The organism is Stenotrophomonas sp. YJH_SMC_94-11 (assembly GCF_059370435.1).
In genome coordinates this window covers 198,181-221,535 of the sequence record NZ_JCAFTR010000006.1, presented here as the reverse complement: position 1 = coordinate 221,535, position 23,355 = coordinate 198,181, and the positions used below count along the sequence as shown (strand labels likewise).

Genomic DNA, 23,355 nt, shown 5'->3' with positions numbered 1-23,355 from the left:
CCGAACGATGAGTGTGTGGGCGATCGGCGACCTGCAGGGCTGCTACGACGTTACCCAGCGGTTGCTGGAGAAGATCCGCTTCGACCCGGCCCAGGACACCCTGTGGTTCTGCGGCGACCTGGTCAACCGTGGCGGCCAGTCGCTGGAAACGCTGCGGCTGGTGCATTCGCTGCGCGAGCACAGCGTGGTGGTGCTGGGCAACCATGATCTTTCGCTGCTGGCCGTCGGTGCACGCACCGAAGAGGAGCAGCGCAAGGTCAACCCGGACCTGCTGCGCATCGTGCAGGCCGAGGACCGCGACGAACTGCTGGACTGGCTGCGCCTGCAGAAGCTGGTGCATGTGGATCGCGAGCTGGGCTGGATGATGGTGCACGCCGGCCTGGCGCCGAAGTGGACCACGCAGATGGCAGAGAAGCACGCCGCCGAAGTCGAGGTGCAGCTGCACGGCGCCGGCTACCGCAAGCTGTTCCGCAACATGTACGGCGACAAGCCAAGCTGGGCGCCGAACCTGTCCGGCTACGACCGTTCGCGTGCGATCATCAACGTGCTCACCCGCATGCGCTACTGCACCCCGCGCGGGCGCATCGGCATCGAGGACAAGGGCACCCCTGGCACGCAGGAACAGGGACTCTACCCCTGGTTCGAAGTACCGGGACGGGTCGAGCGCGACCTCAAGATCGTCTGCGGCCACTGGTCGGCGCTGGGCCTGACCATCACCCAGGGCGTGCACGCCATCGACACCGGCGCAGTCTGGGGCGGCAAGCTGACCGCGATCCAGCTCGATACCGACGAGCTGCGCGTGGTGCAGGTGCCGGGCCGTGATGTACCGGCACCCGTACCCCACGCCCGCCCGCCGGCGCGACCGGCGCACGAGCGCCCCGCCGCTGCGGTGCAGGGCAAGGAACAGGGCGGCGGCAACGCCGCTGCTGCCAACCCGGGCAACCGTGGTCCGCGCCGTCGTCGCCGTCGAGGTGGTGGCGGTGGAGGCTCCGGTGGACCCCACAACAACGGCGCCGCGCCGCAGGCATGACGCGGCGCGGCTGGGCACCATGGAGGGTGCTGCTGCTGACGCTGGCCCTGGCCAGCGGCTGCCAGCCTGCTTCGCCCCCGGCTCCCACCGGCGGCGGAAATGCCGCCCCCACGCCATCGCAGCCGCAGGCCCCTTCACCGCCACTGGTGGCCGCAGCGCGCGCACAGATCGGCGTCACCACCCGTTACGATTCCGCCTACCAGGTCCTGTCCTATCCCGGCGGCGACGTCCCGCTTGATCGCGGCGTGTGCACCGACGTGGTGGTGCGCGCCCTGCGCAGCCAGGGCCTGGACCTGCAGGCGCGCGTGCATGAAGACATGCGCGGCAACTTCAGCGCGTATCCCGCGATCTGGGGCCTGTCACGGCCGGACCGCAACATTGATCATCGACGTGTGCCGAACCTGATGCGCTGGTTCGAACGGCAGGGCTGGCAGCAACCGATCACCGCCCTCGCCACCGACTATGCGGCCGGTGACATCGTGGCCTGGAAGCTCAACGGCAACGGTCTGCTGCATGTCGGCATCGTCTCCGACCGGAGGCTGGCCAATGGCACACCGCTGGTGCTGCACAACATCGCGCGCGGCACGCGTGAAGAGAACCTGCTGTTCCAGCACGCGATCATCGGGCATTACCGGATGCCGTAGGCACCTGCAGAGCCGGGCCATGCTCAGCTACGGGAGGTATCAGGCAACAGCAGCCGAGCATGGCTCGGCTCTACAGAAAACCATCCTCAGCGGCGCACGTAATGCACGAAGCGGAACGCATAGGCGTGGCGGTCATCGGCCGGATGCGGCTCGCTGCTCACTTCCCGCCAGTCCTGCACGGCCACCTCGGGGAAATGGGTGTCGGCGGGGACTTCGGCATCGACCCAGGTCAGGTACAGGTCGCTGGCCTGGTCCAGCAGCTGGTGGAAGATCTCGCCGCCGCCGATGATGCACAGCTCGCTGGCGCCCTCGCCTTCGGCAATCGCCTTCGCCTCGTCCAGCGACGCCACCGCGCGCATGCCCGCGAACGGCACCTGGCCGCTGCGGGTCAGCACCAGGTTGGTGCGCCCCGGCAGTACGCGGCCGATCGACTCGGCCGTCTTGCGCCCCATCAGGATCGGCTTGCCCAGGGTGAGCGCCTTGAAGTGCTTGAAATCATCCGGCAGGTGCCAGGGCATGGCATTGCCCTGGCCGATGCCACGGTTGCGGTCCAGCGCCACGATCATCGAGAGCTTCATGGCACTCACACCGCCACCGGCGCCTTGATCGCCGGGTGCGGGTCATAGCCGTCGATGCGGATGTCGTCGAACCGGAAGCCGAACAGGTCGCTCACCTCCGGGTTCAACCACAGCTTCGGCAGCGCGCGCGGTTCACGCGAAAGCTGCTCGCGCGCCTGCTCGAAGTGGTTCGAATACAGGTGCGCGTCGCCCAGCGTATGCACGAAGTCGCCCACGCCCAGGCCCGTGGCCTGCGCCACCATGTGGGTCAGCAGCGCATAGCTGGCGATGTTGAACGGCACGCCGAGGAAGATGTCGCCGCTGCGCTGGTACAGCTGGCAGCTGAGCTTGCCGTCCACCACGTAGAACTGGAACAGGTTGTGGCACGGCATCAGCGCCATCTGCGAAAGCTCGCCCACGTTCCAGGCGCTGATCACCAGCCGGCGCGAATCGGGGTTGCGCTTGATCTCGTCCACCAGCCACTGCATCTGGTCGATCTCGCGGCCATCGGCGGTGGCCCAGCTGCGCCACTGCTTGCCGTAGACCGGGCCGAGATCGCCGTTCTCGTCGGCCCACTCGTCCCAGATGCGTACCTGGTTGTCCTTCAGGTAGCCGATGTTGGTATCGCCCTTCAGGAACCACAGCAGCTCGTGGATGATCGAGCGCAGGTGCAGCTTCTTGGTGGTGACCAGCGGGAAACCTTCATTGAGGTCGAAGCGCATCTGCCAGCCGAACACGCTGCGGGTGCCGGTGCCGGTGCGGTCGCTCTTCTCCGCGCCATGTTCCAGCACATGCGCGAGCAGATCCAGGTAGGCCTTCATGCCTTGCCCTCCGCAGCCATCACCGGTTGCGGCTGCAGCACCGGCGCACGGCGCGACATCGCCAGCAGCACCAAGCCGAAGGCGATGAGCGGCAGGCTGAGGATCTGGCCACGGGTCAGCCAGTCGAAGGCCACATAGACGCCGTTGTCGGGCATGCGTACGAATTCGACGGCGAAGCGGAACAGGCCGTACATCAGCGCGAACAGGCCGCCGACCAGGTAACGGTGGCGCGGCTTGGCCGACACCGTCCACAGCACCACGAACATCACCAGGCCTTCCAGGAACGCTTCATACAGCTGCGAGGGATGGCGGGCGAACTGGTTCAGCGCGCCGGTGGCGAACTGCGCCTGCAGGGTCGCGTGGTCCAACTGGTTCAGCGGCGCCGGCAGGCCCGACGGGAACACCACGCCCCACGTGCCGTCGGTGTACTTGCCCCACAGCTCGGCGCCGATGAAGTTGCCGATGCGACCAAACCCCAGGCCCAGCGGTACCAGCGGCGCCATGAAATCCATGGTGTCGAAGAAGTGCAGCGCGTGCTTGCGCGACCACCACCAGCAGGCACCCAGCACGCCCAGCAGGCCGCCATGGAAACTCATGCCGCCGTCCCACACCTTGAACAGCAGCAGCGGGTTGTGCAGAAAATCGCCCAGCGCGTAGAACAGCATGTAGCCGATGCGGCCGCCCAGCACCACGCCGAGCATGGCGTAGAACAACAGGTCGGAGAAGCCGTTGGCATCGACGCCCGGCAGGCGCCCGGCGGCGATGCGCGTGCGGCCCAGCAGCCAGGCCGCAGTGAAGCCGAGCAGGTACATGATGCCGTACCAGTGCACCTTGATCGGCCCCAGCGAGAGGGCGATGGGGTCGATGTCGTGGAAGTAGATCATGGAAGGTGCCTTGCGGTTGAACGTCTATTCTCGGGCCAGTGCCGCCCCGGCTCAACCAAGGATCTGCGGCGAGTTCGGCAACGCGTCATCGTTCGACCGCGTCGAGGCCGGAAAGTGCCCTTCGATCAGGCTGGAGACCTCGTCGATGGCATCCTGCAGCGCTTCCACCGGGTTGGAACCACGCAGGCCCTCGCGCAGGTGAGTGCAGACCCGCTGCCACTGCGCCGGGCTGACCCGGCCATGCAGGCCGCGGTCGGCGACGATCTCGATGGCATGGTCGGCCAACAGCAGGTAGATCAGCACGCCGTTGTTGTGGGCGGTGTCCCAGGTGCGCAGGCGTGCGAAGGCATGCTCGGCGGCCTGCCTCGGGGTGACCTTGTGCCACAACGCGGCCAGCGGCAGATCGGCCTCCACCGCGAACATCACCTGACCGCCGTGGCGCTGCTCACCGGAAGCGATGGCCTCGGTGATCGCCTGCAGCGTGGCTGGCGGGAACGCGCGCCGTACCGACGGCGAACATACATGGCGGAACAGACGTTGGATCATCACCAGCCTCCCGAAGCGCCACCGCCACCGGAACGGCCACCGCCGCCGCCCCAGCCGCCTCCGCCGCCGAATCCACCACCACCGCCGAAGCCGCCTCCCCCGCCCCAGCTGCCACCGCCCCAGCCACCACCGCCGGCAAAGCGCCCCGGATGGCCGGACAGCATCGCCACGATCAGGCCAACCACGCCGGCCAGGCCACTGGCCAGCAGGGTGGAGGTGAACAGGAACGCCGCCACGGCTGCGCCAGCGCCGCCGAGCAGGCCACGCAGCGGGCGCGGCACGCGCGCGAACACGCCGCGCAGGATGCTGCCGGCGAACACACCGATGAACAGCGCCAGAAACCAAGCATCGCCGCCGCCACCCGGCTCGCGCCCACGATGGCCACTGACCGGTGCCGGCAGCGTTTCACCATCGATCAGCTTGACCAGCACGGCGGTGGCATCGGTGATGCCCCCGGCGTAGTCGCCGGCGCGGAAACGCGGCACCAGGTATTCCTGGATGACCCGGTTGGCGATGGCATCGGGAATCGCGCCTTCCAGGCCGTAACCCGGCTCGATCCGCACGCGCCGGTCGTCCTTGGCCACCACCAGCAGCACGCCGTCATCGACGCCCTTGCGGCCGATCTGCCACTGGTCGAAGACCCGCGTGGTGTACTGCGCGATGTCCTCCGGCTGGGTGGTGGGTACCACCAGCACCTGCAGCTGGCTGCCCTTGCGCTGCTGCAGGTCCAGCGCCTGCTGCACCAGCGCCTGCTTCTGCGCGGCATCCAGCGTGCCGGTGGTGTCGACCACCGGCGAATCCAGCGCCGGAATCGGCGCCAGCTGCTGGGCCTGCGCCGCCAGCGGCAGCCACAGCAGCAGGGCCAGCAGCGCAGTGGCCAGGCGCATCGGTCAGTGGCCCGGCTGCGGTGCCGGCTGCTGCTGCGGCGCGTTGCCGAAATCCACCGCCGGTGCGTTGGAGATCTGCGCCTCGTTCTCCACGGTGAAGTTCGGCTTGGTCTTGTAGCCGAAGATCTTGGCGGTGATCACCTGCGGGAACGAACGGATGTAGGTGTTGTAGTCCTGCACCTGCTGGATGTAACGACCACGCGCAACCGTGATCCGGTTTTCGGTGCCTTCCAGCTGGGCCTGCAGGTCGCGGAAGTTCTGGTCGGACTTCAGCACCGGATAGTTCTCGGTCACCACCAGCAGCCGCGACAGCGCGCTGCCGAGTTCACCCTGGGCCTGCTGGAACTGCTTGAGCGAGGCTTCGTCATCGGCGTTGACGTTGATCTGGCCGACACGCGAGCGGGCGTTGGTGACTTCGGTCAGCACGCGCTCTTCCTGGCTGGCGAAACCTTTGACGGTCTGCACCAGGTTGGGCACCAGGTCGGCGCGGCGCTTGTACTGGTTGAGCACTTCGGACCAGCTGGCCTTGACCGCCTCATCCTTCTGCTGGATGGCGTTGTAGCCGCAGCCGGACAACAGGGAGGCCAGCAGCATCAGGGGCAGGACACGGGTGAACAGGCGCATGGCGGAGGTTCCGGGTGGGCTTGGCGCCGAGCATGCCATGGTTCGGGTGAAAGACCGGCCATCGGGCGCCGCCCCCTCCGCGGTGTGGTCCAGCCAGCTCGGGGATGGGCCGGGAGGGTGGGTCGGCTGGGGGCCGCTGCAAGTACGTCCATGTAAGCTCGGTCGCCGCATCCATGCGGCTCACGCCCCCAGCCGACCCACCCTCCCGGCCATGGACAGTTTTCTGCGCACCGCGGGAAGATCAAAAGAAAAATCAAAAGCAAAAGCCGGTTCTTCAGGCATTCGTGTCGACCAAGGTCGACACCTACCAAAGCAGAACGCCGTTCCGACCGATCGCGGCAATCTGTCGGAGGTGGGGCGGTGTGGGTTGGCAGGACCGTTGGCGCCATGGATGGCGCCATCGAGCCCCCATGGATGGGTTCACGGCGTGTCCTGCCAACCCACACCGCCCCGCCCAACCCTCAGAAAACCAGCGCCGGCTGTTGCGGTTGCTGTTGCTTCGGCGGTTGCCTTCGCCTTTAGCGGGTGCAGGGCGCAGCCCTGCCGGAACCCCACATCACTCAGCAGGCCTCAGCCACCGCAGTGCGCGGACGCCCCAGCCATGCCAGCAGCAGGCCCGACGCGGCCAGCAGGCCACCGGCCACCGGAATCGCGGCGTAGCCCAGTCCCGAGCTGATCACCGCCCCCCCCAGCGCAGCACCTACCGCATTGCCCAGGTTGAATGCACCCACGTTGATCGACGACGCCAGGCCCGGCGCCTCGCTGGCCACCTGCATCACCCGGATCTGCAGCGGCGGCACGAGGGCGAAGGTCGCCGCACCGAACAGCAGTACCCCCAGCGCCGCGGTGGCGTGGCTCATGAAGGCCAGCGGCAGCACGAACATCAGCACCGCCAGGACGGCCAGCAGGATCCGTGTGGCGCCATCGAGCGACCAGTCAGCCATCCGTCCACCGATGCCGTTGCCGAAGGTGAAGCCGATGCCGATCAGGGCCAGCGACATCGCGATGAAGGCATTGGAGGCGCCGGTCAATTCGGTCAGCACCGGTGCGACGTAGGTATAGAGGGTGAACATCGCACCCGCACCAAGCACGGTGGTGGCCATCGCCAGCAGCACCTGCGGCTGCAGGATCGCCTTCAGTTCGCGGCGCACGTCCGGGCGCGGCCCCGGTGCAGATGCCGGCAGCGCGAAGCCCAGCGCAGTGATCGCGATCAGGCCCAGCGCCGCAGTACCGGCGAAGGACAGGCGCCAGCCCAGCTGCTGGCCGACCCAGGTCGCCAGCGGCACACCGCCGATGTTGGCGATGGTCAGGCCCATGAACATGGTGGCCACGGCTGCGGCCTGCTTTTCCTTCGGCACCAGGCTGGCGGCGACCACCGCACCGATGCCGAAGAAGGCACCATGGTTGAGGCTGGTGACCAGGCGCGACAACAACAGCAGCCCGTAGTTCGGCGCCAGCGCAGACAACAGATTGCCGGCGACGAAGATCGACATCAGCAGCATCAGCGCGGTGCGCTTGCCGAAACGCCCCATCAGCAGGGTCATCACCGGCGCGCCCAGCATCACGCCCACGGCATAGGCGGTGATCAGCATGCCCGCAGTGGGGATGCCAACGCCGACGCCGTCGGCGATGACCGGCAACAGGCCCATCGGGGCAAACTCGGTGGTTCCGATGGCGAAGGCGCCAACGGCAAGCGCCAGCAAGGCGGCTCTGGAATTCATGGGGGGTCCTGGGGGCGGGAATCGGGAGTGCGTAGCCTGCGCGCTTTGCTGCGCCGGATTAAGCCTCGCCCCGGGAAAACACTGTTGATCCTGGTTCACAAGTGGAAGCCGGAACGCAGCCACAAGTGCAAAAACCGCGGTTCCGGTGTAGAGCCGAGCCCATGCTCGGCTGCTTCCGGCCGGTCAGCCGAGCACGGGCTCGGCTCTACAAGGCAGAACGCAGAACCCCCGGAATGCCGGGGGTTCTGAGGGACTCACACGCCAGTGGCGCACTTACCAGTTGCCGGCGCCCGGCACGTTGTGCTCGCGGGCGCGGCGGCGCATCAGCAGGTTCAGCCACTCCACCAGCACCGAGAAGCCCATCGCGGCGTAGATGTAGGGCTTGGGCACGTGCACGTCCAGGCCGTCCAGGATCAGCACCGCGCCGATCATCAGGATGAAGGCGAGCGCCAGCATCTTCACGGTCGGGTTGGCATCGATGAAGCGGCCCAGCGGGTTGGCGGCCAGCAGCATCACCATCACCGACAGCAGGATCGCGGCGACCATCACCGGAATGTGGTCGGCGATGCCGACGGCGGTGATCACCGAGTCCAGCGAAAACACGATGTCGATCACCGCGATCTGCGCGATCACGTAGCCGAACACGGCCGAGGCCTTGGTGGTGCTGGGATCTTCATCCTCGCCACCGCTGATCAGTTCCTTGATCTCCATGCAGCCCTTGATGATCAGGAACAGGCCGCCAACGATCAGCACCAGGTCGCGGATGGAGATGCCCATGCCGGCCACGGTGAACAGGTTTGCCGCCATGTGCGCCAGGTAGGCCAGCGATACCAGCAGGCCGATGCGGGTAATGCAGGCCACCGCGATGCCGAGCTTGCGGGCGAACGGGCGGCGCTCTTCCGGCAGCTTGCTGACAGCAATGGAAATGAACACCAGGTTGTCGATGCCGAGCACGATTTCCAGCGCGCTGAGCGTGAACAGGGTCACCCAGGCATTGGGGTCGGCGAGGAACTCAAAGGACATGGAAACTCTTCAAGGCAGTGGGGGAATGGGGTTTCAGCCGTAGCTGCCGGCCAGCGCGTGCGGAACCACGACCAGCGCCCAGCACAGCAACACGTTCATCATCAGCACGAACACCGCCGCCGAGCCCATGTCCTTGGCGCGGCCGGCCAGCTCGTGAATCTCACTGCCGTAGCGTTCGATCACCGCTTCGATGGCCGAGTTGGCCAGCTCCATCGCCAGCACCAGCAGCATCGAGCCGATCAGCAGCGCGCGTTCGACCGGCGTCTGGCCCAGCCAGATCGCAATCGGCGTCAGCAGGATCAGCAGGTAGACCTCAAGCCGGAACGAGGACTCGTGCAGCCAGGCAGCGCGCAGGCCCTGCCAGGACCAGCGGGCGGCCTGGAAGATGCGGCGCGGGCCGCGCGGCAGGTGGCCGAACTGATCAGCCACGGGTGGAACATCCAGCAACGGGGGCGCGGCGCAGCGACCGCTCAGACGCACGGCAGGGAATCATGGGTGCACAGGAATAGGCAGATGGCGGCCATTTTGCCACAAGGCCGCCAACCGCAGCCCGCGCCGGCCCGCTGAACGGCCTGCCAGGGGCAAGCAACGGCCCGGGCATGCTCCTATGATGGATGCCCCTTGCCTGCTGGAGCGCCTGATGTCCCGTCGCCGTACCTGCCTGTTGATGCTGGGCCTGCTGACTGCCGCACCGCTGGCCCAGGCGCTGAGCCCGGCCGAGTCGCCCCGGGTGCCAGAACAGGTCTCCAACGTGGCCTGGGCCGGCGACATGGCCCGCTTCGCCAGCGCCGACCAGTCCACCCCGCCGCCGCGCGGTGGCATCGAGTTCATCGGCAGCTCCTCGATCCGCTTCTGGGAGAGCCTGGCCACCGACTTCCCTGGCCAGCCAGTGTTCAACCGCGGCTTCGGCGGCTCGGAAGTGCGCGACAGCACCTGGTACGCCGACCGCATCGTGGTGCCGTATGCGCCATGCAAAGTGTTCTTCTACGCGGGCGACAACGACCTCAACAGTGGCCGCAGCGCCGTGCAGGTGCGCGACGACGTGGTTGCCTTCGTGCAGCGCGTGCACCGCGACCTGCCGAAGACCAAGGTGGAGTTCCTGTCGATCAAGCCGAGCCCGTCGCGCGCGCACCTGCTGCCGGCGATCAACGAGGCCAACACGCTGATCAAGGCCGCGCTGGCCAAGCTGCCCAACACCGGTTTCACCGACATCTACACGCCGATGCTCGGCGCAGACGGCCAGCCGGATGCGACGCTGTTCCGCGAGGACATGCTGCATATGACCCCGGCCGGCTATGCGATCTGGACCAGGGCGCTGGCGCCGAAGGTCAACTGCAACTGAGGGACTGCGGACGCCGGGCATCGCCCGGCGCTACCGCAACCCCATCCACGCATGGCGTGGATCTACTGAATCACGGGCAATGGGGTCGGAGGATCAGCGGAAGATCACCGTGGCCTCGGTGCCCTGCCCCGGCTCGCTGGCCAGGCTGACCTTCCAGCCGAAGCGGTCGCACAGCCGGCGCACGATCGACAGGCCCAGGCCGGTGCCCTGCGGACGGCTCGGCTCGGCGCGGTAGAACGGTTCAAACGCGCGCGACAGCGCCTCGGCGGACATGCCGATGCCGGTATCGCGCACCACCACCCGGTCATTGAGCACGTGCACGTCGATACGCCCTTCGTCGGTGTAGCTGCAGGCATTGCGCACCAGGTTGCTGACCACCACCTGCAGCACCCGCGGCGGTGCGTGCAGCTGTACCGGGCCGTCGCCGTGCAGGTGCACCGATACGGGCCGGTTGCCCAGCAGCTCGTTGGCGTTGTCCACCTCGTAGCGGACGATGTCGTTGACGTCGAACAGCTCGATCTGCGGTTCGACATCGGCCTCGCGGGCCAGGATCAGGAACGCATCGATCACCGCCTCCATGTCACGGCCTGCACGCTGGATGCGCTGCAGGCTGCGGCGCAGGCGCGGTTGCAGGGTTTCATCGCCAAGCGCCATGTCGCTGGCCACGCGGATGACGGTCAACGGCGTGCGCAGCTCATGGCTGGCATCACGGGTGAAGTTGCGCTCGCGCGCCACGTGCGCGCTGACCCGGTTGGCCAGCGAATGCAGTGCGGCCGCCAGCTGGCGGGTCTCGCCCTGCATGTCCGCCGGCAGCTTGTTCGGCTCCAGATCGGCCGCTTCGGGGTGGCCCGGGTCCCAGCGCGAGACCCGCCGCGCCAGCCAGTTCACCGGCGACACCAGTCGCTTGGAGGCACGGTAGGTGACCCAGCTGGCACCATACACCGCCAACAGGGTCAGCAGCACCGGCACGATGCCGAACCAGAACGCCAGCATCTCCGCGCGCGAGCGCAGGAACACCAGGTACAGGCGACCGGCAGGGCGCACGTCGACCAGCACCAGCTGGTCGTCCTGGGGCAGCTCGTGGAAGCCAGGCTCCAGGGTGCGCAGGTTGGCCGGCAATGACAGTGCCGACTGCCCGCTTTCCAGCAGGTAGCCGCGGATGTTGTGGGTGTTGGGCGGCGGCTGCACCGGCGACGCCTCGTGCAGCGTCCAGTAATAGGCCGCTTCCTCGCGCAGGGCGGCGCCGACCAGGCTGTGCTTGATCACCAGCGAGACCAGCCAGGCACCGAGCAGGATGCCCAGGCTGGCCAGGACTGCCTGCAGGATGAAGGCGATACGGATCTTGCGCGGCAGGCCGTGCGGCATTGCGGGGTCCCGGTCAGAGCGCTGCGATTATAGGCAGCGCGCTGCGCCGTAGTCGTGCACGGACGCTGACCGGCGGCAGCGCCGGCCGGTCATCCGTGCCCGGTGCGGGGTCGTTGCCCGGCCGGGCCTGATGCTGCACAGGCCGGGCCCCGATCAGGCCATCGGCTGGGCAATATCGGCAATGCGATAGCCGGCGCTCTGCACGGTGTGCAGCAGCGGACGGTCGAACGGCTTGTCGATGATCTTGCGCAGGTTGTACAGATGGCTGCGCAGGGTGTCCGAATCCGGCAGGCCATTGCCCCAGATCTCGCGTTCGATCTCCTGGCGGGTGACCACGCGCGGCGATTCGCGCATCAGGATGGTCAGCAGGCGCAGGCCGATCGGCGACAGCTGCAGCTCGGTACCGGCACGGGTAGCCCGCATGCTGACCGGATCGAGCACCAGGTCGGCGACCTTCAGCACCTCCGAACCGACCTGGCGACGTTCGCGACGGATCAGCGCGCGCAGGCGGGCTTCCAGCTCCTGGATCGCGAACGGCTTGGTCAGGTAGTCATCGGCACCGAACCCGAGGCCGGTGAGCTTGTCGTCCAGCGTGTCGCGTGCCGTGAGCATCAGCACCGGCGTGGACTTGCGCGCATCGTTGCGCAGGCGACGGCACACTTCGATGCCATCCAGGCGCGGCAACATGAGATCGAGCACCACGACGTCATAGCTGTTCTCCGCCGCGAGGCGGTAGCCATCCAGGCCGTCCTGTGCATAGTCGACTTCGAAGCCGCGACCTTCCAGGTATTCCCCGATCATCTCGGAGATGTTGCGGTTGTCTTCGACCACCAGCACCAAGCCGGAGGTCTCCTTCGTCTGACGCATGTGATTCCCTCTAACTTCAGCTTTGTGAAACATGCCGGATCGACGGTGGACGCGATGTGAAGTTCCGTCAAGAGGTACACAAACGGTTCAGAGCAGCGGCCTGAGCAGCGGCCAGACGTTGTCCAGCACCTTCGGCTGCGCCTGCGCCGTGGGGTGCAGGCCGTCGCCCTGCATCATGCCCGGCTGCAGGGCCACGCCCTCCAGCAGGAACGGCAGCAGCGGCACCTTGTACTGCGTGGCCAGCGCCTTGTAGGCCGCGGCCAGGCGCTGGCGGTAGGCCGGTCCGTAGTTGGGCGGCACGTCGATGCCCAGCAGCAGCACCTTGGCACCGGCCTTCTGGCTGGCCTGCACCATTTTTTCCAGGTTGCCCTGCACCTGCGCCGGGGTCAGCCCGCGCAGCGCGTCATTGCCGCCCAGCGCAATCACCACCACGGTCGGCTTCTCCCTGGCCAGCAGGCCCGGCAGGCGGGTCAGCGCGCCGGCGGTGGTTTCCCCGCTCATGCTGGCGTTGACGATGCGCGCCGGGGTTTTCGACTGCTGCCTGACCCGCTGTTGAAGCAAGCTGACCCAGCCGGCGTCGGCAGGGATATTGTGGGCGGCACTGAGGCTGTCGCCGAGCACCAGCACGGTGCCAGCCGGACCTTTGGCACAGGCCAGCCCCGGCAACAGCAGGAACCCTAGCAGCAGCACCATCATCGCGCCGGCTCGCCGGCTCCATCCCGTCTTGCGCATTGGAGTCTCCTCATCGACAGCCTGTCCCCCCGCAGCGCGCCCGTCGCCATCGCCGTCGACCAGGTCGGCAAATCCGTGCAGGGCCCGGAGGGTGAAGTCCACATACTGGACAACATCACCCTGACCGTCCATGAAGGCACCAGCGCGGCCATCGTCGGCGCCTCCGGTTCGGGCAAGACCACCCTGCTCGGCCTGCTGGCCGGGCTGGACCTGCCCAGTCGGGGCCGCATTGCGCTGTCGGGCCAGGACCTGGGCGACCTCGATGAAGAAGCGCGGGCCCAGCTGCGCGCGCGCGAGGTTGGCTTCGTGTTCCAGAGCTTCCACCTGCTGCCGGCGCTGACCGCCGCCGAGAACGTCGCGTTGCCACTGGAACTCGCCGGGCGCGAGGATCGCACGCGGGTCGATGAAGTGCTGGCGCAGGTCGGCCTGGCCCATCGCGCCCGCCACTACCCGCGCCAGCTGTCCGGTGGCGAGCAGCAGCGCGTGGCACTGGCGCGTGCCTTCGTCACCCGGCCGCGCATCCTGTTCGCCGACGAACCGACGGGATCGCTGGACCATGCCACCGGCCAGCACGTCAGCGACCTGCTGTTCGAACTCAACGCCGGCAGCGGCACTACCCTGGTACTGGTCACCCACGACATGCGCCTGGCGCAGCGTTGCCAGTACATCCATCGTATCGACGACGGCCGCCTGCTGCCGGTTGAGCGCGGAGCCCAGGCATGAACCTGCTGCGGCACGCGTGGCGCGCGCTGCGTCGCGAGGCGCTGGCCGGCGACCTGCTCACCGTGTTCGCCGCACTGGTGCTGGGCGTGGCGGTGATGACCGCGGTGGGCACGCTGGTGAACCGGGTCAACCTGGCGCTGACCGGCAGCGCGGCGGAAATGCTCGGTGGCGATCTCGGCATCGCCGGGCGCGATGATCCGCCGCAGGCATTCGCCGACGAGGCACAACGGCGTGGACTGGCCTACACCCGCATCGCCAGCTTCGGCAGCGTGCTGTTCCATGGCGAGGCCAGCCAGATGGCGAGCATCAAGGCGGTGCAGGCGGGCTATCCACTGCGCGGCACGCTGCGGGTACGGGCCACGCCCGGCGGTACGTTGATCACCGATGCCGGCATGCCGCCCAAGGGCCAGGCCTATGCCGACCCACGCCTGCTGCAGGGGCTCGGGCTGAAGGCCGGCGATGATCTCGAGTTCGGCGCCGGCACGCTGCGCATCGCCGGCATCATCGAGGCCGAGCCGGACACCGGCGGCGACCTGCTGACGCTGTCCCCCACCCTGCTGGTCAACCGCGCCGATGTGGAAGGCACGGGACTGCTTGGCCCCGGCAGCCGCATCAACTACCGGCTGATGTTTGCAGGACCGCCCGGGCAGGTCGCGTCCCTGCGTGAGTGGCTGCTGCCACAGGTGAAGGGCCTGCGCCTGCTGAGCGTGGATGACACCCAGCGCGGCGTGCGCCAGGCCTTCGATCTGGCCGGGCGCTTCCTCGGCCTGAGCGCGCTGCTGGCGGTGCTGCTGGCCGGTGTGGCCACGGCGCTGGCGGCCAACCGCTTCGCGCTGCGCCGCATCGACCAGGTGGCGATCCTGCGCTGCCTGGGTGCGCGCCAGCGCGACATCCTGCTTGGCCTGGCACTGCAGTTGCTGATGCTGGCGGTGCCGGCCTGTGCGCTCGGCATCGGCCTGGGCATGGCCGCGCAGGAAGGCCTGGTGCAGGTACTGGGCAGCCTGGTGCCGCAGCGCCTGCCGTTGCCCGAGGCGATGCCTGCGCTGACCGGCGCCGGCATCGGCCTGTTGCTGCTGTTCGGCTTCGGCCTGCCACCGCTGCTGCGCCTGCGCGGGGTGCCGCCGATGCGGGTGCTCAACCGTTCCTTCGCTGCCCTGCCGCCGGCGTCACTGCTGGCCTATGTGGCAGCGCTGGCGGCCAGCCTGCTGCTGGCGGTGCAGGTCACCGGCGACCTGAAGCTGGCGTTGTGGGTGCTGGGCGGCCTGGCCACGCTGGCACTGGCCGCCGGGGTGGTCGGCTTCGTGCTGCTGCAGCTGCTGCGCGGCCTGCAGCACCGCCTGCACGGCCACTGGCGGCTGGGCCTGGCCGCGCTGACCCGGCGCCGGATGCTGGCGGTAATGCAGCTGGTCGGGCTGTCGCTGTCGCTGTGTGCGCTGTTGCTGCTGGCGGTCACTGGACCGGGCCTGCTGCAGCAATGGCGCGAGCGCCTCCCCGCTGATACGCCCAACTACTTCCTGATCAACATCCAGCCCGAGCAGCGCGACAGCGTGCTGGCCACGCTGCGTGGACTGGGCGCCGGTGACGCCAGCATCGAACCGATGGCCACCGGCCGCCTGATCGCGATCAATGGCAAGCCACCGCTGCGCGTGGACCGCGAGCCCGGTCAGGACGGACAAGCGGCACAAGGCGAAGGTCAGCGCGATGACGACGACGAGAACCGGCCGTTGAACTTCAGCTGGCGCAGCACCTTCCCCCCCGCCAACACGCTGGTCAACGGCACCTTCTGGAAGAACGACAGCACGGCGCCGGAGGCATCAGTGGAGATCGGCTGGGCCAAGCGTTACGGCGTGTACCCGGGCGACCGCATCACCATTGCAGTGGGCGAGCAGGAACGCGAGTTCACCGTCACCAGCGTGCGCAAGGCGGACTGGAACACCTTCCGGCCGAACTTCTTCGTGTTGCTGAACCCGAATGCGGTGGGCGAAACCCCGCACAACCTGCTGTCGGCCTTCCATCTGCCGGCCGGCAAGGCGGCGGGCCTGGGCGAACTGGTGCGCGCGCAGCCGAACCTGTCGCTGCTGGACGTGGATGCGGTGATTTCGCAGGTGCGCGATGTGATGGAGCGCGTGGCGCAGGCGGTGCAGCTGGTGATGGTGTTCAGCCTGCTGGCCGGCGTGCTGGTGCTGCTGGCCGCGCTGCAGGCCACCGCCGGCGAGCGCCGCTATGACAGCGCGGTACTACGCACCCTGGGTGCGACCCGGCGCCAGTTGCGTGGCGCGGTACTGGTGGAGTTCGGCGCGCTGGGCACGCTGGCGGCGATGCTGGCGGTGGGCGCGGCCGCTGCGATCGGCGTGGCGGTCTCGCAGAAGGTGTTCGAGCTGCCATTGCTGCCGCCGTGGCCGGGGCTGCTGATTGGCGGCGTAGTCGGCATCGGCTTGAGCCTGCTGGCGGGCTGGTGGGGCACGCGGGCGATCCTGCATACGCCGCCGGCATTGGCGTTGCGCGAGGCCTGACGCCGTTGTGAAAGCAAAGGCATCCACGCATGGCGTGGATCTACCAGCGATAGCCCCAGTAGATCCACGCCGTGCATGCCAGTAGATCCACGCCATGCGTGGATGCAGTGCCGAGCAAGCTCGGCACCCACCGGTACAATGCACGTCCGGCACCCTACCGCGCCGATCAGCCTTCCTTCGGCGCCTTTTCCACGTACTTGGCGAAGACCTCGTCGATCTGCGCGTCCTTCACCTGTTTACCGGACTGGATCTCTTCGGCCTGGGTGAACAGCGGGATGATCATCGCCATGCCATCGAGCTTGGTCTTCAGGTGCACGCCCGGGGCCTGGCCGAGGAAGCCGTCCCAGCGCTGGCGCACTTTGGCCCAGTAGCCGGCGGTGGCCTTCCAGTAGGCGCGGGCCGGGGTGAAGTCGACCTCGGTTGTCTTGACGTAGTCGTTGAAGCCGAACTCGCGGGCGATCTCCACCTGGCTGCCGTCGGCGTTGCGCTGCACCTTGGTATTGAACTGCTCGTGGGTCCAGCCATTGGGCGTGAGCGTGTGGCGGTTGACCACGGCCAGCGCGTTGTAGTCGCTGCGCTTCGTGTATTCACGACGCGGCAGCGGGCGCCAGCTCAGGTCGCTGGTCCAGCTCGGCACATTGTTGGTGTACGTCCATTTGCCGGTGCCACAGTAGCGCGGTGCATCGCTCACTTCATACACGCACTGGGTCCAGGCGCCCTGGTTCACCGCTGCGGGAATGCGGCGTACCTGCCAGGTCTGGTCGGCGCTGAACTCGAAACGGCTGGGCGCTTCGTAGACCCAGTCCTGGCGCCAGTGCTTGGTAATGTGGCCGCTCTTCTCATCGAGCAACAGGTGCTGCAGCACGATGCGCTGCGGGGTGTCCTCGACCACGATGACCACTTCGCTGCCGCCGCTGCGCATCGCCGGCGCACGCTCGTAGCCGGGCTTGAGCAGCACGGTCTCGTCGAACGCGAAGTCGACGGTGTACTCGCCCTGCATGGCGAGGATGCTGTCGTGGTCGCGGGCGGTGTCGGAGGGCTGCGCGCTGGCCACGCCGCTGGCAGCGAGCAACAGCATGACGCTGGCTGTCTGGAACTTCATCGGGTCTTCCTTCGGGGTTGCAGATGTAGTGAGAGGCCGTCCGTGGCCGACAGGCGTTCCATCAGGAAAGGATCACAGGCGGATCAGCGGCAGGTCGCCGGGAACCCGCGGTGTCGGACGCCGCGCGGCATCGGCACAGCAGCAATCGTCGATCGCCAGCTCGCCTTCGGCACCTTCCAACCGCGCGATGCGACGCGCGGTGGCCGCGCCCAGCGAGGACAGGGTCGACAGGCTGGCTGCCAGCGTGCGGCCCTCGTCCGCGGCATGCAGGCGCAGCGTGCACAGGCGCCAGCGCTGGCCACCGAGGTGGCCGGCCAGGCGACGCCACAGGCGTTCGCCGACACTGCCATCGCTGTCGTGCTCCGGGCCCGGCGGCAGCGCCGCGACCAGCCGGTCCCAGGCCAGGAAATCGCTGTCGGGCAGCAGGTACAGGCGCCACACGCAGCGGCCGCGGGTATCAAGGAAACACAGGCTTTCGCGTACGCCTTCGCTGTCCACGCCCTGGCAGGCGTGCACGCGCACCGCCTGGCGCCAGCCACCGAGCTCGTTGCCGTCGGCGCGGTACAGGCACAACACGGTGCCAAGCGTGGCCAGCTGTGCCGGGGTCGGCCAGGCCGCGCTGCCCTGCACGGTGATGGCGTCATTCCTGCGTGCGGACAAGGCGCGGCTCATGAGGTCACCAGGAAACGGCAAGGCTGGCGGAAAGGGTGCGGCCCGGGCTGGTGTAGCGATCCAGCACGCGGCTGGTCGCCGACAGCGTCGAACCCACGTTGGACCAATCGATGTAGCGCTTGTCGCCCAGGTTGAACACGCCGACGTTGAAGGTCGCGCCCGGGGCGAAGTTCCAGTGCGCCATCAGGTCGGCCACGCCGTAGCCGGCCGGGCGGTACACCGTCGCTGCAGTGACGCGGTCCTTGCGCTTGACGAAGGTACCGGCCAGTTCGACGCCCCAGGCGTCGGTGTCGTACATCAGGCCGACGGTGCCGCGCAGCGGGTCGACCGAATCCAGCGGAGTGTCCTCGGTCTTGTTGTCGCCGCGCGACCAGGCCACCGAGCTGCGCAGCGCCCAGCCCTGCAGCGCCGGGTTGATCTGGCCGAAGTCAACGCCAGCCTTCAGTTCGGCACCGTAGATGCGCGCATCGGCGATGTTGCGCGACTGGAACACCATCAGGCCCTGGGCGTTGGTGCCGACCAGCGACTGCGACTCGATGAAATCCTTGTACTCGTTGTAGTAGCCGCTGACGCTGACGTAGGCGGCCGGTGACAGGAAGCGCAGGCCCAGCTCCATGCCATCACTGGTTTCCGGCTTCAGGTCCGGATTGGGGATGGCGGTGTAACCGAAGGCGAAGTTGGTGAAGCCCAGGTTGACGTCGTTGTACGGCGGCGAGCGGAAACCATGCGAGTAGCCGGCGAACAGCGACCATTCGTCGGTGAAGCGATAGACCACGCCCAGCTTCGGCGAGACGCTGGTCTTGGTCAGCCTGGCCACCGCAACGCCGGGATTGTCGTCGGCGAAGATGCTGTCCACTTCCGGCTTCAGCTCGTAGCGATCCACGCGCACGCCCGGCACCAGCGACAGCTTGCCGCCGGCCATGCGCATTTCATCCTGCGCGTACAGGCCCAGCTCGGTGGTCTTGCTGATCGGGAAATCGCGTACCGGGAAGGCGTCGGGCAGGATGGTGGTGCTGGTCTGGCCATTGGCCAGAACCTGATAGCCGTCGCGCTTCTGGCGGATCTCGGTACGCGCACCTTCGAAGCCGTAGGTCAGCGCGTGTTCGACACTGCCGGTGCTGAACGCCTTGTTGAATTGTGCCTGCAGGCCGTACACGCGCTGGTCGAAGTTGAACTCGCGGTGGCGGCGGCTGCGGTTGGCGCGGTCTTCGTCGGTGATCTGGTGGGTCTCGCTGTGCTGGGTATACAGCTGCCAATGCAGGTTGTCGGCGAAGCCCTTGTCCAGCGCATCCATTTCATGGGCGAACGACACGCGGGTGCGGTTCTGCGTGTCGCGCGCCTTCATGCCGGTGGTGGTGGTGCGGTCGATCGAGGACAGCACGTTGGTATCGGTGTTGTCTTCGTTGCCTTCCACGGTCAGGCGGAAGCGCTGGTCCTCGCTCGGTGCATAGACCAGCTTGGCCAGGCCACTGCGACCGTCGCGGTCCTGCGGGTTGGGCGCGGTACGGGTGTTGTCGAGGCTGCGAACATCGCCCTTGTTACCGGTTTCCTGGCCCTGGCGATGGTTGATGTTGACCATGCCGCTCCAGTGTTCGCCGCCGAACGCGCTGGTCACGCCGCCGAGCAGGCCCTTCCACTCACCGTCGTAGCCGAACTTCAGGCCGACGTAGCTGTCCTTGCCATCCTTCAGGTAATCGGCCGGATCCTTGGTGACGAAGGCCACCACGCCCCCGAGCGCGTCGGAACCGTACAGCGAGCTGGCCGGGCCGCGCACGATCTCCACGCGCTTGAGCGTGTCCAGATCGGTGAAGTTGCGGTTGGCGTTGGAGAACGAGCCGATGTTGAAGCTGGTGGGCATGGCGATGCCATCGGTCTGCACGCGCACGCGGTTGCCGTCCAGGCCACGGATGCGGATGCTGCCAAGGCCGAAGCGCGCGGCGCTGCGGCTGACCGACAGGCCCGGCTCGTAGCGCAGCAGATCCTTGATGTCCTGCACCAGGTGCCGGTCCATCTGCTCGCGGCCGATGACATCCACGGTGGCCGCCACGTCACTCACTGCCCGCTCGGTGCGGGTGGCGGTGACCTGCACGCGGTCGAAGTCGCGCGCATCAGGCGCGGCGGTGGCCGCGGCAGCAGCATGGGCGGACAGCGGCAGGGCCATCCAGACGGCGAGGCAAAGGGCGGTAGGGCGGGTCATCGGGTTCGTTCGGTCAGGCAGGGGAACCCCCGGTTACCGGCACACCCGGGAGGTGCACGCGGTAGACCGAGGGGGAGAGAGCGGGCGCGGACGGGTCGCCCACCCTGCCGGCGCTGCCGGCAGGAGGGAGGGAGGCGGGCGACCAGGCCGTGATTACTTGGTCAGGATCAGCTTGTCGTTGCTGGTGTGCCGCAGGCGGTAGAAGCGGTCGCCGTGCTGGATCAGGATTTCACGACGGCCCTTGAGCAGGGCTTCGCTGTCGATGACCTCTTCCGGCGGAACGACACGGACCGGACGATCGCGGAGGGTCAGCGTTTCGGGGCGCAGCAGTACAGGTTGAGCATTCATGAGCATCTGGACTCGTGCGAGGGACGAGTCAAATGATAATGATTCTCAGTTGACAATCAACAACCATTCTCACTTTGATTGATGGGATTAATGATCGAATTCGAAAATTCGATAGTCACCATCAATCAAAAGACGGGCACAGCGCTTTTGTAGAGTCGAGCCATGCTCGACTGCTCCTGGCACCGTCGCCTGGAAACGCACGCGCTGCGCGCGGAGTCGCGCATGGCTCGACTCTACAAAGACCTGGTCAATCTGAAGTCCAGCATGGCTCGACTCCGCAAAGGGCTGTCAGGCGACGGCGGCTTCGACCTGCGCCCAGCCAGCCGCATCGACCTGCTCCAGCACCTCCAGCGCCTGCAGGTTCTGCAGCAGCTGGCTGACCCGGCTGGCGCCAAGAATCACGCTGGAGACGTTCGGGTTGCGCAGGCACCAGGCAATCGCCAGCGCGGCCGGGGCGTGGCCCAGCTCACGCGCTGCTTCGCTGAAGCGGCGCACCTGGGCCAGGCGGGCCTCGGCGTCGTCACCCAGTACCAGCGCCTGCAGCCATTCCATGCCCTCGCGGCCCAGCCGCGCATCGGCCGGAATGCCCTGGTCGTACTTGCCGGTCAGCAGGCCCGAGGCCAGCGGCGAGAAGATGGTGGTGCCCAGGCCGGCACCGGCATACAGCGGCGCATACTCGACCTCGACGCGTTCGCGGTGCAGCAGGTTGTACTGCGGCTGCTCCATCGACGGGCCCTGCAGGTTGCGTGCTTCGGCGATGTCCAGCGCCTGCTGGATCTGCACCGCCGACCACTCCGAGGTCCCCCAGTAGAGGATCTTGCCCTGCCGCACCAGGGTATCCATGGCATGCACGGTCTCGGCGATCGGCGCGTCCGGATCCGGGCGATGGCAGTAATAAAGGTCCAGGTAGTCCACCCGCAGGCGCTTGAGCGCGGCATGGCAGGCGTCGGTCACATGCTTGCGCGACAGGCCGCGCTGGGTCGGCCGTGGGTCCTTGGCGCTGCCGAAGAACACCTTGCTGGAGACGCAGATGCCATCGCGCGGCAGGCGCAGGTCGGCGATCACATCGCCCATCACCTGTTCGGCGCGGCCGTTGGCATAGCCCTCGGCGTTGTCGAAGAAGTTGACGCCGTGGTCCCAGGCGGCCGCCACCAGGTTGCGGGCCTCGTCGCGCGGGATCTGGTCACCGAAGGTCACCCAGGCGCCGAAGGACAGGGCGGAAATCGGCAGGCCGGTGGAGCCCAGGCGACGGTATTGCATGCGAATCTCCTGCTGCGGGCCCGCATCCGGGCCGGGATCGAGCCCCATTCTACCTGCCGCCGCCGGCCGCAAGCCCTTGCCGTTGCTGGCCTGATCGGTACCGATGGGCGCGCGCACGCTGCTTTTTCTTGCCCCGGCCCCTGCCCTGCACTAGGCTTCCCGTTTTTCGCGACGCCCCAGGGGAGTCACTCACATGGTCGAAGGTTTGGGCAGGATCGGCTTCGGCCTGTTCGGGTTGGCGGTGCTGATCGGCATCACCTGGCTGTTTTCCAACAACAAGCGTGCGGTTGACTGGAAGCTGGTTGCCACCGGTATCACCCTGCAGATCGCCTTCGCGGCGCTGGTGATCCTGGTGCCGGGCGGGCGCGACGTGTTCGATGCGCTGGGCAAGGGCTTCGTCAAGGTCCTGAGCTTCGTCAACGAGGGTTCGGGCTTCATCTTCGGCTCGTTGATGGACACCAAGAACTACGGCTTCATCTTCGCCTTCCAGGTGCTGCCGACCATCATCTTCTTCTCGGCGCTGATGGGGGTCATGTACCACCTCAACGTCATGCAGGCGATCGTGCGCGTGATGGCCTGGTCGATCACCAAGGTGATGCGCGTGTCCGGCGCGGAAACCACCAGCGTCTGCGCCAGCGTCTTCATCGGCCAGACCGAGGCGCCGCTGACCGTGCGCCCGTACATCGCCAGGATGACCCAGTCCGAGCTGCTGACCATGATGATCGGCGGCATGGCGCACATCGCCGGCGGCGTGCTGGCGGCCTACGTGGGCATGCTCGGCGGTGGCGACCCGGCGCAGCAGGCCTTCTACGCCAAGCACCTGCTGGCGGCGAGCATCATGGCCGCACCGGCCACCCTGGTCGTGGCCAAGCTGCTGATTCCGGAAACCGGCACCCCGCTGACCCGCGGCACGGTGAAGATGGAAGTGGAGAAGACCTCCAGCAACATCATCGACGCGGCCGCTGCCGGTGCCGGTGACGGCCTGAAGCTGGCGCTGAACATCGGCGCGATGCTGCTGGCCTTCATCGCCCTGATCGCGCTGCTGAATGCACCACTCACCTGGTTCGGCGAAGTGACCGGCCTGGCCGCTGCCATCGGCAAGCCGACCAACCTGTCGACCATCTTCGGTTACGTGCTGGCCCCGATCGCCTGGGTGATCGGTACCCCGTGGGCTGATGCCACCACCGTCGGTTCGCTGATCGGCCAGAAGGTCGTGATCAACGAGTTCGTGGCCTACACCGAGCTGTCGCAGATCGTGAACGGCCAGGTGGCGGGCGTGAGCCTGTCCGACGAAGGCCGCCTGATCGCCACCTACGCGCTGTGCGGCTTTGCCAACTTCAGCTCGATCGCGATCCAGATCGGCGGCATCGGCGGCCTGGCGCCGGAACGTCGCCACGATCTGGCCAAGTTCGGCCTGCGCGCGGTGTTGGGCGGTACCATTGCCACCTTCATGACGGCGACCATCGCCGGCGTGCTGACGCACTTCAGTTGAACCCT

At 67.5% G+C, this 23,355-nt stretch carries 23 protein-coding genes; 6 read left to right on the top strand and 17 right to left on the bottom strand.

What is annotated here, in order from left to right; genetic code table 11:
- Positions 1-7: 7 nt before the first annotated feature.
- Together AC5P74_RS12710 and AC5P74_RS12705 are read left to right on the top strand one after the other, a co-directional pair.
- Positions 8-1,030, top strand: a complete 1,023-nt coding sequence (locus AC5P74_RS12710; RefSeq protein ID WP_005415345.1) for a symmetrical bis(5'-nucleosyl)-tetraphosphatase — start codon at positions 8-10, stop codon at positions 1,028-1,030.
- Positions 1,027-1,674, top strand: a complete 648-nt coding sequence (locus tag AC5P74_RS12705) for a DUF1287 domain-containing protein (protein WP_346608023.1) — start codon at positions 1,027-1,029, stop codon at positions 1,672-1,674. The genes AC5P74_RS12710 and AC5P74_RS12705 overlap by 4 nt, the downstream gene beginning before the upstream one ends.
- A gap of 86 nt (positions 1,675-1,760) precedes the next feature.
- Here AC5P74_RS12705 and AC5P74_RS12700 read toward each other — a convergent pair whose 3' ends face one another.
- From AC5P74_RS12700 to AC5P74_RS12660, 9 genes are all read right to left on the bottom strand, one after another.
- Positions 1,761-2,252: a dihydrofolate reductase gene (locus AC5P74_RS12700; RefSeq protein ID WP_053500480.1), complete on the bottom strand. Its 492-nt coding sequence runs from the start codon at positions 2,250-2,252 to the stop codon at positions 1,761-1,763.
- A gap of 5 nt (positions 2,253-2,257) precedes the next feature.
- Positions 2,258-3,052 carry a thymidylate synthase gene (locus AC5P74_RS12695; RefSeq protein WP_171958437.1) on the bottom strand — a complete coding sequence of 265 codons (795 nt, stop codon included), beginning with the start codon at positions 3,050-3,052 and terminating at the stop codon, positions 2,258-2,260.
- Positions 3,049-3,936 carry a prolipoprotein diacylglyceryl transferase gene (lgt, locus tag AC5P74_RS12690; protein ID WP_005415341.1) on the bottom strand — a complete coding sequence of 296 codons (888 nt, stop codon included), beginning with the start codon at positions 3,934-3,936 and terminating at the stop codon, positions 3,049-3,051. The genes AC5P74_RS12695 and lgt overlap by 4 nt, the downstream gene beginning before the upstream one ends.
- 51 nt (positions 3,937-3,987) lie before the next feature.
- Entirely contained in the window at positions 3,988-4,482 is a 495-nt protein-coding gene (locus tag AC5P74_RS12685) for a TPM domain-containing protein (RefSeq protein ID WP_053500484.1), read from the bottom strand.
- The gene (locus AC5P74_RS12680; protein ID WP_069139523.1) at positions 4,482-5,369 is read right to left on the bottom strand and encodes a TPM domain-containing protein; all 888 of its coding nucleotides are present in this window, start codon (positions 5,367-5,369) and stop codon (positions 4,482-4,484) included. The genes AC5P74_RS12685 and AC5P74_RS12680 overlap by 1 nt, the downstream gene beginning before the upstream one ends.
- Positions 5,370-5,372: 3 nt before the next feature.
- Entirely contained in the window at positions 5,373-5,993 is a 621-nt protein-coding gene (locus AC5P74_RS12675) for a LemA family protein (protein WP_069139522.1), read from the bottom strand.
- A gap of 560 nt (positions 5,994-6,553) precedes the next feature.
- Positions 6,554-7,714 (bottom strand): MFS transporter, encoded by a 1,161-nt coding sequence (locus tag AC5P74_RS12670; RefSeq protein WP_053500074.1) that lies wholly within the window; start codon positions 7,712-7,714, stop codon positions 6,554-6,556.
- Between the two features lie 273 nt (positions 7,715-7,987).
- The gene (locus AC5P74_RS12665; RefSeq protein WP_005415336.1) at positions 7,988-8,737 is read right to left on the bottom strand and encodes a TerC family protein; all 750 of its coding nucleotides are present in this window, start codon (positions 8,735-8,737) and stop codon (positions 7,988-7,990) included.
- A 33-nt stretch (positions 8,738-8,770) separates the two neighbouring features.
- Positions 8,771-9,166, bottom strand: coding sequence for a diacylglycerol kinase (locus AC5P74_RS12660; RefSeq protein ID WP_346607353.1), 396 nt, complete (start codon positions 9,164-9,166; stop codon positions 8,771-8,773).
- Between the two features lie 211 nt (positions 9,167-9,377).
- Between AC5P74_RS12660 and AC5P74_RS12655 the strand changes: the two genes are divergently transcribed.
- Complete coding sequence (locus AC5P74_RS12655) at positions 9,378-10,079, top strand: SGNH/GDSL hydrolase family protein (protein ID WP_346607352.1); 702 nt, start codon at positions 9,378-9,380, stop codon at positions 10,077-10,079.
- 93 nt (positions 10,080-10,172) lie between these two features.
- Here the strand turns inward: AC5P74_RS12655 and AC5P74_RS12650 are convergent, their stop codons facing one another.
- The 3 genes from AC5P74_RS12650 to AC5P74_RS12640 all read right to left on the bottom strand — a co-directional run bounded on the left by AC5P74_RS12650 (position 10,173) and on the right by AC5P74_RS12640 (position 13,043).
- The gene (locus AC5P74_RS12650) at positions 10,173-11,444 is read right to left on the bottom strand and encodes a sensor histidine kinase (RefSeq protein WP_053500075.1); all 1,272 of its coding nucleotides are present in this window, start codon (positions 11,442-11,444) and stop codon (positions 10,173-10,175) included.
- A gap of 153 nt (positions 11,445-11,597) precedes the next feature.
- The gene (locus AC5P74_RS12645; RefSeq protein ID WP_002811889.1) at positions 11,598-12,311 is read right to left on the bottom strand and encodes a response regulator transcription factor; all 714 of its coding nucleotides are present in this window, start codon (positions 12,309-12,311) and stop codon (positions 11,598-11,600) included.
- A gap of 87 nt (positions 12,312-12,398) precedes the next feature.
- Entirely contained in the window at positions 12,399-13,043 is a 645-nt protein-coding gene (locus AC5P74_RS12640) for an arylesterase (protein WP_053500077.1), read from the bottom strand.
- A 75-nt stretch (positions 13,044-13,118) separates the two neighbouring features.
- Between AC5P74_RS12640 and AC5P74_RS12635 the strand changes: the two genes are divergently transcribed.
- Positions 13,119-13,766: an ABC transporter ATP-binding protein gene (locus AC5P74_RS12635; RefSeq protein WP_171958440.1), complete on the top strand. Its 648-nt coding sequence runs from the start codon at positions 13,119-13,121 to the stop codon at positions 13,764-13,766.
- Entirely contained in the window at positions 13,763-16,279 is a 2,517-nt protein-coding gene (locus AC5P74_RS12630; protein ID WP_346607351.1) for an ABC transporter permease, read from the top strand. Before AC5P74_RS12635 ends, AC5P74_RS12630 begins: the two co-directional genes overlap by 4 nt.
- A gap of 166 nt (positions 16,280-16,445) precedes the next feature.
- On the opposite strand, the gene AC5P74_RS12625 is transcribed toward AC5P74_RS12630, so the two are convergent.
- The 5 genes from AC5P74_RS12625 to AC5P74_RS12605 all read right to left on the bottom strand — a co-directional run bounded on the left by AC5P74_RS12625 (position 16,446) and on the right by AC5P74_RS12605 (position 21,858).
- Positions 16,446-17,381 carry a DUF6607 family protein gene (locus AC5P74_RS12625; RefSeq protein WP_346607350.1) on the bottom strand — a complete coding sequence of 312 codons (936 nt, stop codon included), beginning with the start codon at positions 17,379-17,381 and terminating at the stop codon, positions 16,446-16,448.
- A 72-nt stretch (positions 17,382-17,453) separates the two neighbouring features.
- Entirely contained in the window at positions 17,454-18,053 is a 600-nt protein-coding gene (locus AC5P74_RS12620; RefSeq protein WP_053500083.1) for a hypothetical protein, read from the bottom strand.
- Between the two features lie 4 nt (positions 18,054-18,057).
- A complete protein-coding gene (locus tag AC5P74_RS12615) occupies positions 18,058-20,250 on the bottom strand; it encodes a TonB-dependent hemoglobin/transferrin/lactoferrin family receptor (protein WP_495204963.1) in 2,193 nt (730 codons plus the stop codon).
- A gap of 153 nt (positions 20,251-20,403) precedes the next feature.
- On the bottom strand, positions 20,404-20,598 hold the full coding sequence (hemP, locus tag AC5P74_RS12610; RefSeq protein ID WP_005412278.1) for a hemin uptake protein HemP: 195 nt from the start codon (positions 20,596-20,598) through the stop codon (positions 20,404-20,406).
- A gap of 288 nt (positions 20,599-20,886) precedes the next feature.
- Complete coding sequence (locus tag AC5P74_RS12605) at positions 20,887-21,858, bottom strand: aldo/keto reductase (RefSeq protein WP_346607348.1); 972 nt, start codon at positions 21,856-21,858, stop codon at positions 20,887-20,889.
- A gap of 193 nt (positions 21,859-22,051) precedes the next feature.
- On the opposite strand from AC5P74_RS12605, the gene AC5P74_RS12600 reads away from it, so the two are divergent.
- Positions 22,052-23,350: a NupC/NupG family nucleoside CNT transporter gene (locus tag AC5P74_RS12600; RefSeq protein WP_005415322.1), complete on the top strand. Its 1,299-nt coding sequence runs from the start codon at positions 22,052-22,054 to the stop codon at positions 23,348-23,350.
- The last annotated feature ends 5 nt before the right edge of the window (positions 23,351-23,355 follow it).

Excerpts from the sequence above, each read along its gene's own strand:
- AC5P74_RS12625 (WP_346607350.1), bottom strand. The coding sequence starts at position 17,381 with ATGAAGTTCCAGACAGCCAGCGTCATGCTGTTGCTCGCTGCCAGCGGC.
- AC5P74_RS12650 (WP_053500075.1), bottom strand. The coding sequence starts at position 11,444 with ATGCCGCACGGCCTGCCGCGCAAGATCCGTATCGCCTTCATCCTGCAG.
- AC5P74_RS12600 (WP_005415322.1), top strand. The coding sequence starts at position 22,052 with ATGGTCGAAGGTTTGGGCAGGATCGGCTTCGGCCTGTTCGGGTTGGCG.
- AC5P74_RS12665 (WP_005415336.1), bottom strand. The coding sequence starts at position 8,737 with ATGTCCTTTGAGTTCCTCGCCGACCCCAATGCCTGGGTGACCCTGTTC.
- AC5P74_RS12615 (WP_495204963.1), bottom strand. The coding sequence starts at position 20,250 with ATGACCCGCCCTACCGCCCTTTGCCTCGCCGTCTGGATGGCCCTGCCG.
- AC5P74_RS12675 (WP_069139522.1), bottom strand. The coding sequence starts at position 5,993 with ATGCGCCTGTTCACCCGTGTCCTGCCCCTGATGCTGCTGGCCTCCCTG.
- AC5P74_RS12645 (WP_002811889.1), bottom strand. The coding sequence starts at position 12,311 with ATGCGTCAGACGAAGGAGACCTCCGGCTTGGTGCTGGTGGTCGAAGAC.
- AC5P74_RS12605 (WP_346607348.1), bottom strand. The coding sequence starts at position 21,858 with ATGCAATACCGTCGCCTGGGCTCCACCGGCCTGCCGATTTCCGCCCTG.
- AC5P74_RS12670 (WP_053500074.1), bottom strand. The coding sequence starts at position 7,714 with ATGAATTCCAGAGCCGCCTTGCTGGCGCTTGCCGTTGGCGCCTTCGCC.
- AC5P74_RS12695 (WP_171958437.1), bottom strand. The coding sequence starts at position 3,052 with ATGAAGGCCTACCTGGATCTGCTCGCGCATGTGCTGGAACATGGCGCG.
- AC5P74_RS12620 (WP_053500083.1), bottom strand. The coding sequence starts at position 18,053 with ATGAGCCGCGCCTTGTCCGCACGCAGGAATGACGCCATCACCGTGCAG.
- AC5P74_RS12685 (WP_053500484.1), bottom strand. The coding sequence starts at position 4,482 with ATGATCCAACGTCTGTTCCGCCATGTATGTTCGCCGTCGGTACGGCGC.
- AC5P74_RS12705 (WP_346608023.1), top strand. The coding sequence starts at position 1,027 with ATGACGCGGCGCGGCTGGGCACCATGGAGGGTGCTGCTGCTGACGCTG.
- AC5P74_RS12700 (WP_053500480.1), bottom strand. The coding sequence starts at position 2,252 with ATGAAGCTCTCGATGATCGTGGCGCTGGACCGCAACCGTGGCATCGGC.
- AC5P74_RS12640 (WP_053500077.1), bottom strand. The coding sequence starts at position 13,043 with ATGCGCAAGACGGGATGGAGCCGGCGAGCCGGCGCGATGATGGTGCTG.
- AC5P74_RS12630 (WP_346607351.1), top strand. The coding sequence starts at position 13,763 with ATGAACCTGCTGCGGCACGCGTGGCGCGCGCTGCGTCGCGAGGCGCTG.
- AC5P74_RS12680 (WP_069139523.1), bottom strand. The coding sequence starts at position 5,369 with ATGCGCCTGGCCACTGCGCTGCTGGCCCTGCTGCTGTGGCTGCCGCTG.
- AC5P74_RS12655 (WP_346607352.1), top strand. The coding sequence starts at position 9,378 with ATGTCCCGTCGCCGTACCTGCCTGTTGATGCTGGGCCTGCTGACTGCC.
- hemP (WP_005412278.1), bottom strand. The coding sequence starts at position 20,598 with ATGAATGCTCAACCTGTACTGCTGCGCCCCGAAACGCTGACCCTCCGC.
- lgt (WP_005415341.1), bottom strand. The coding sequence starts at position 3,936 with ATGATCTACTTCCACGACATCGACCCCATCGCCCTCTCGCTGGGGCCG.
- AC5P74_RS12710 (WP_005415345.1), top strand. The coding sequence starts at position 8 with ATGAGTGTGTGGGCGATCGGCGACCTGCAGGGCTGCTACGACGTTACC.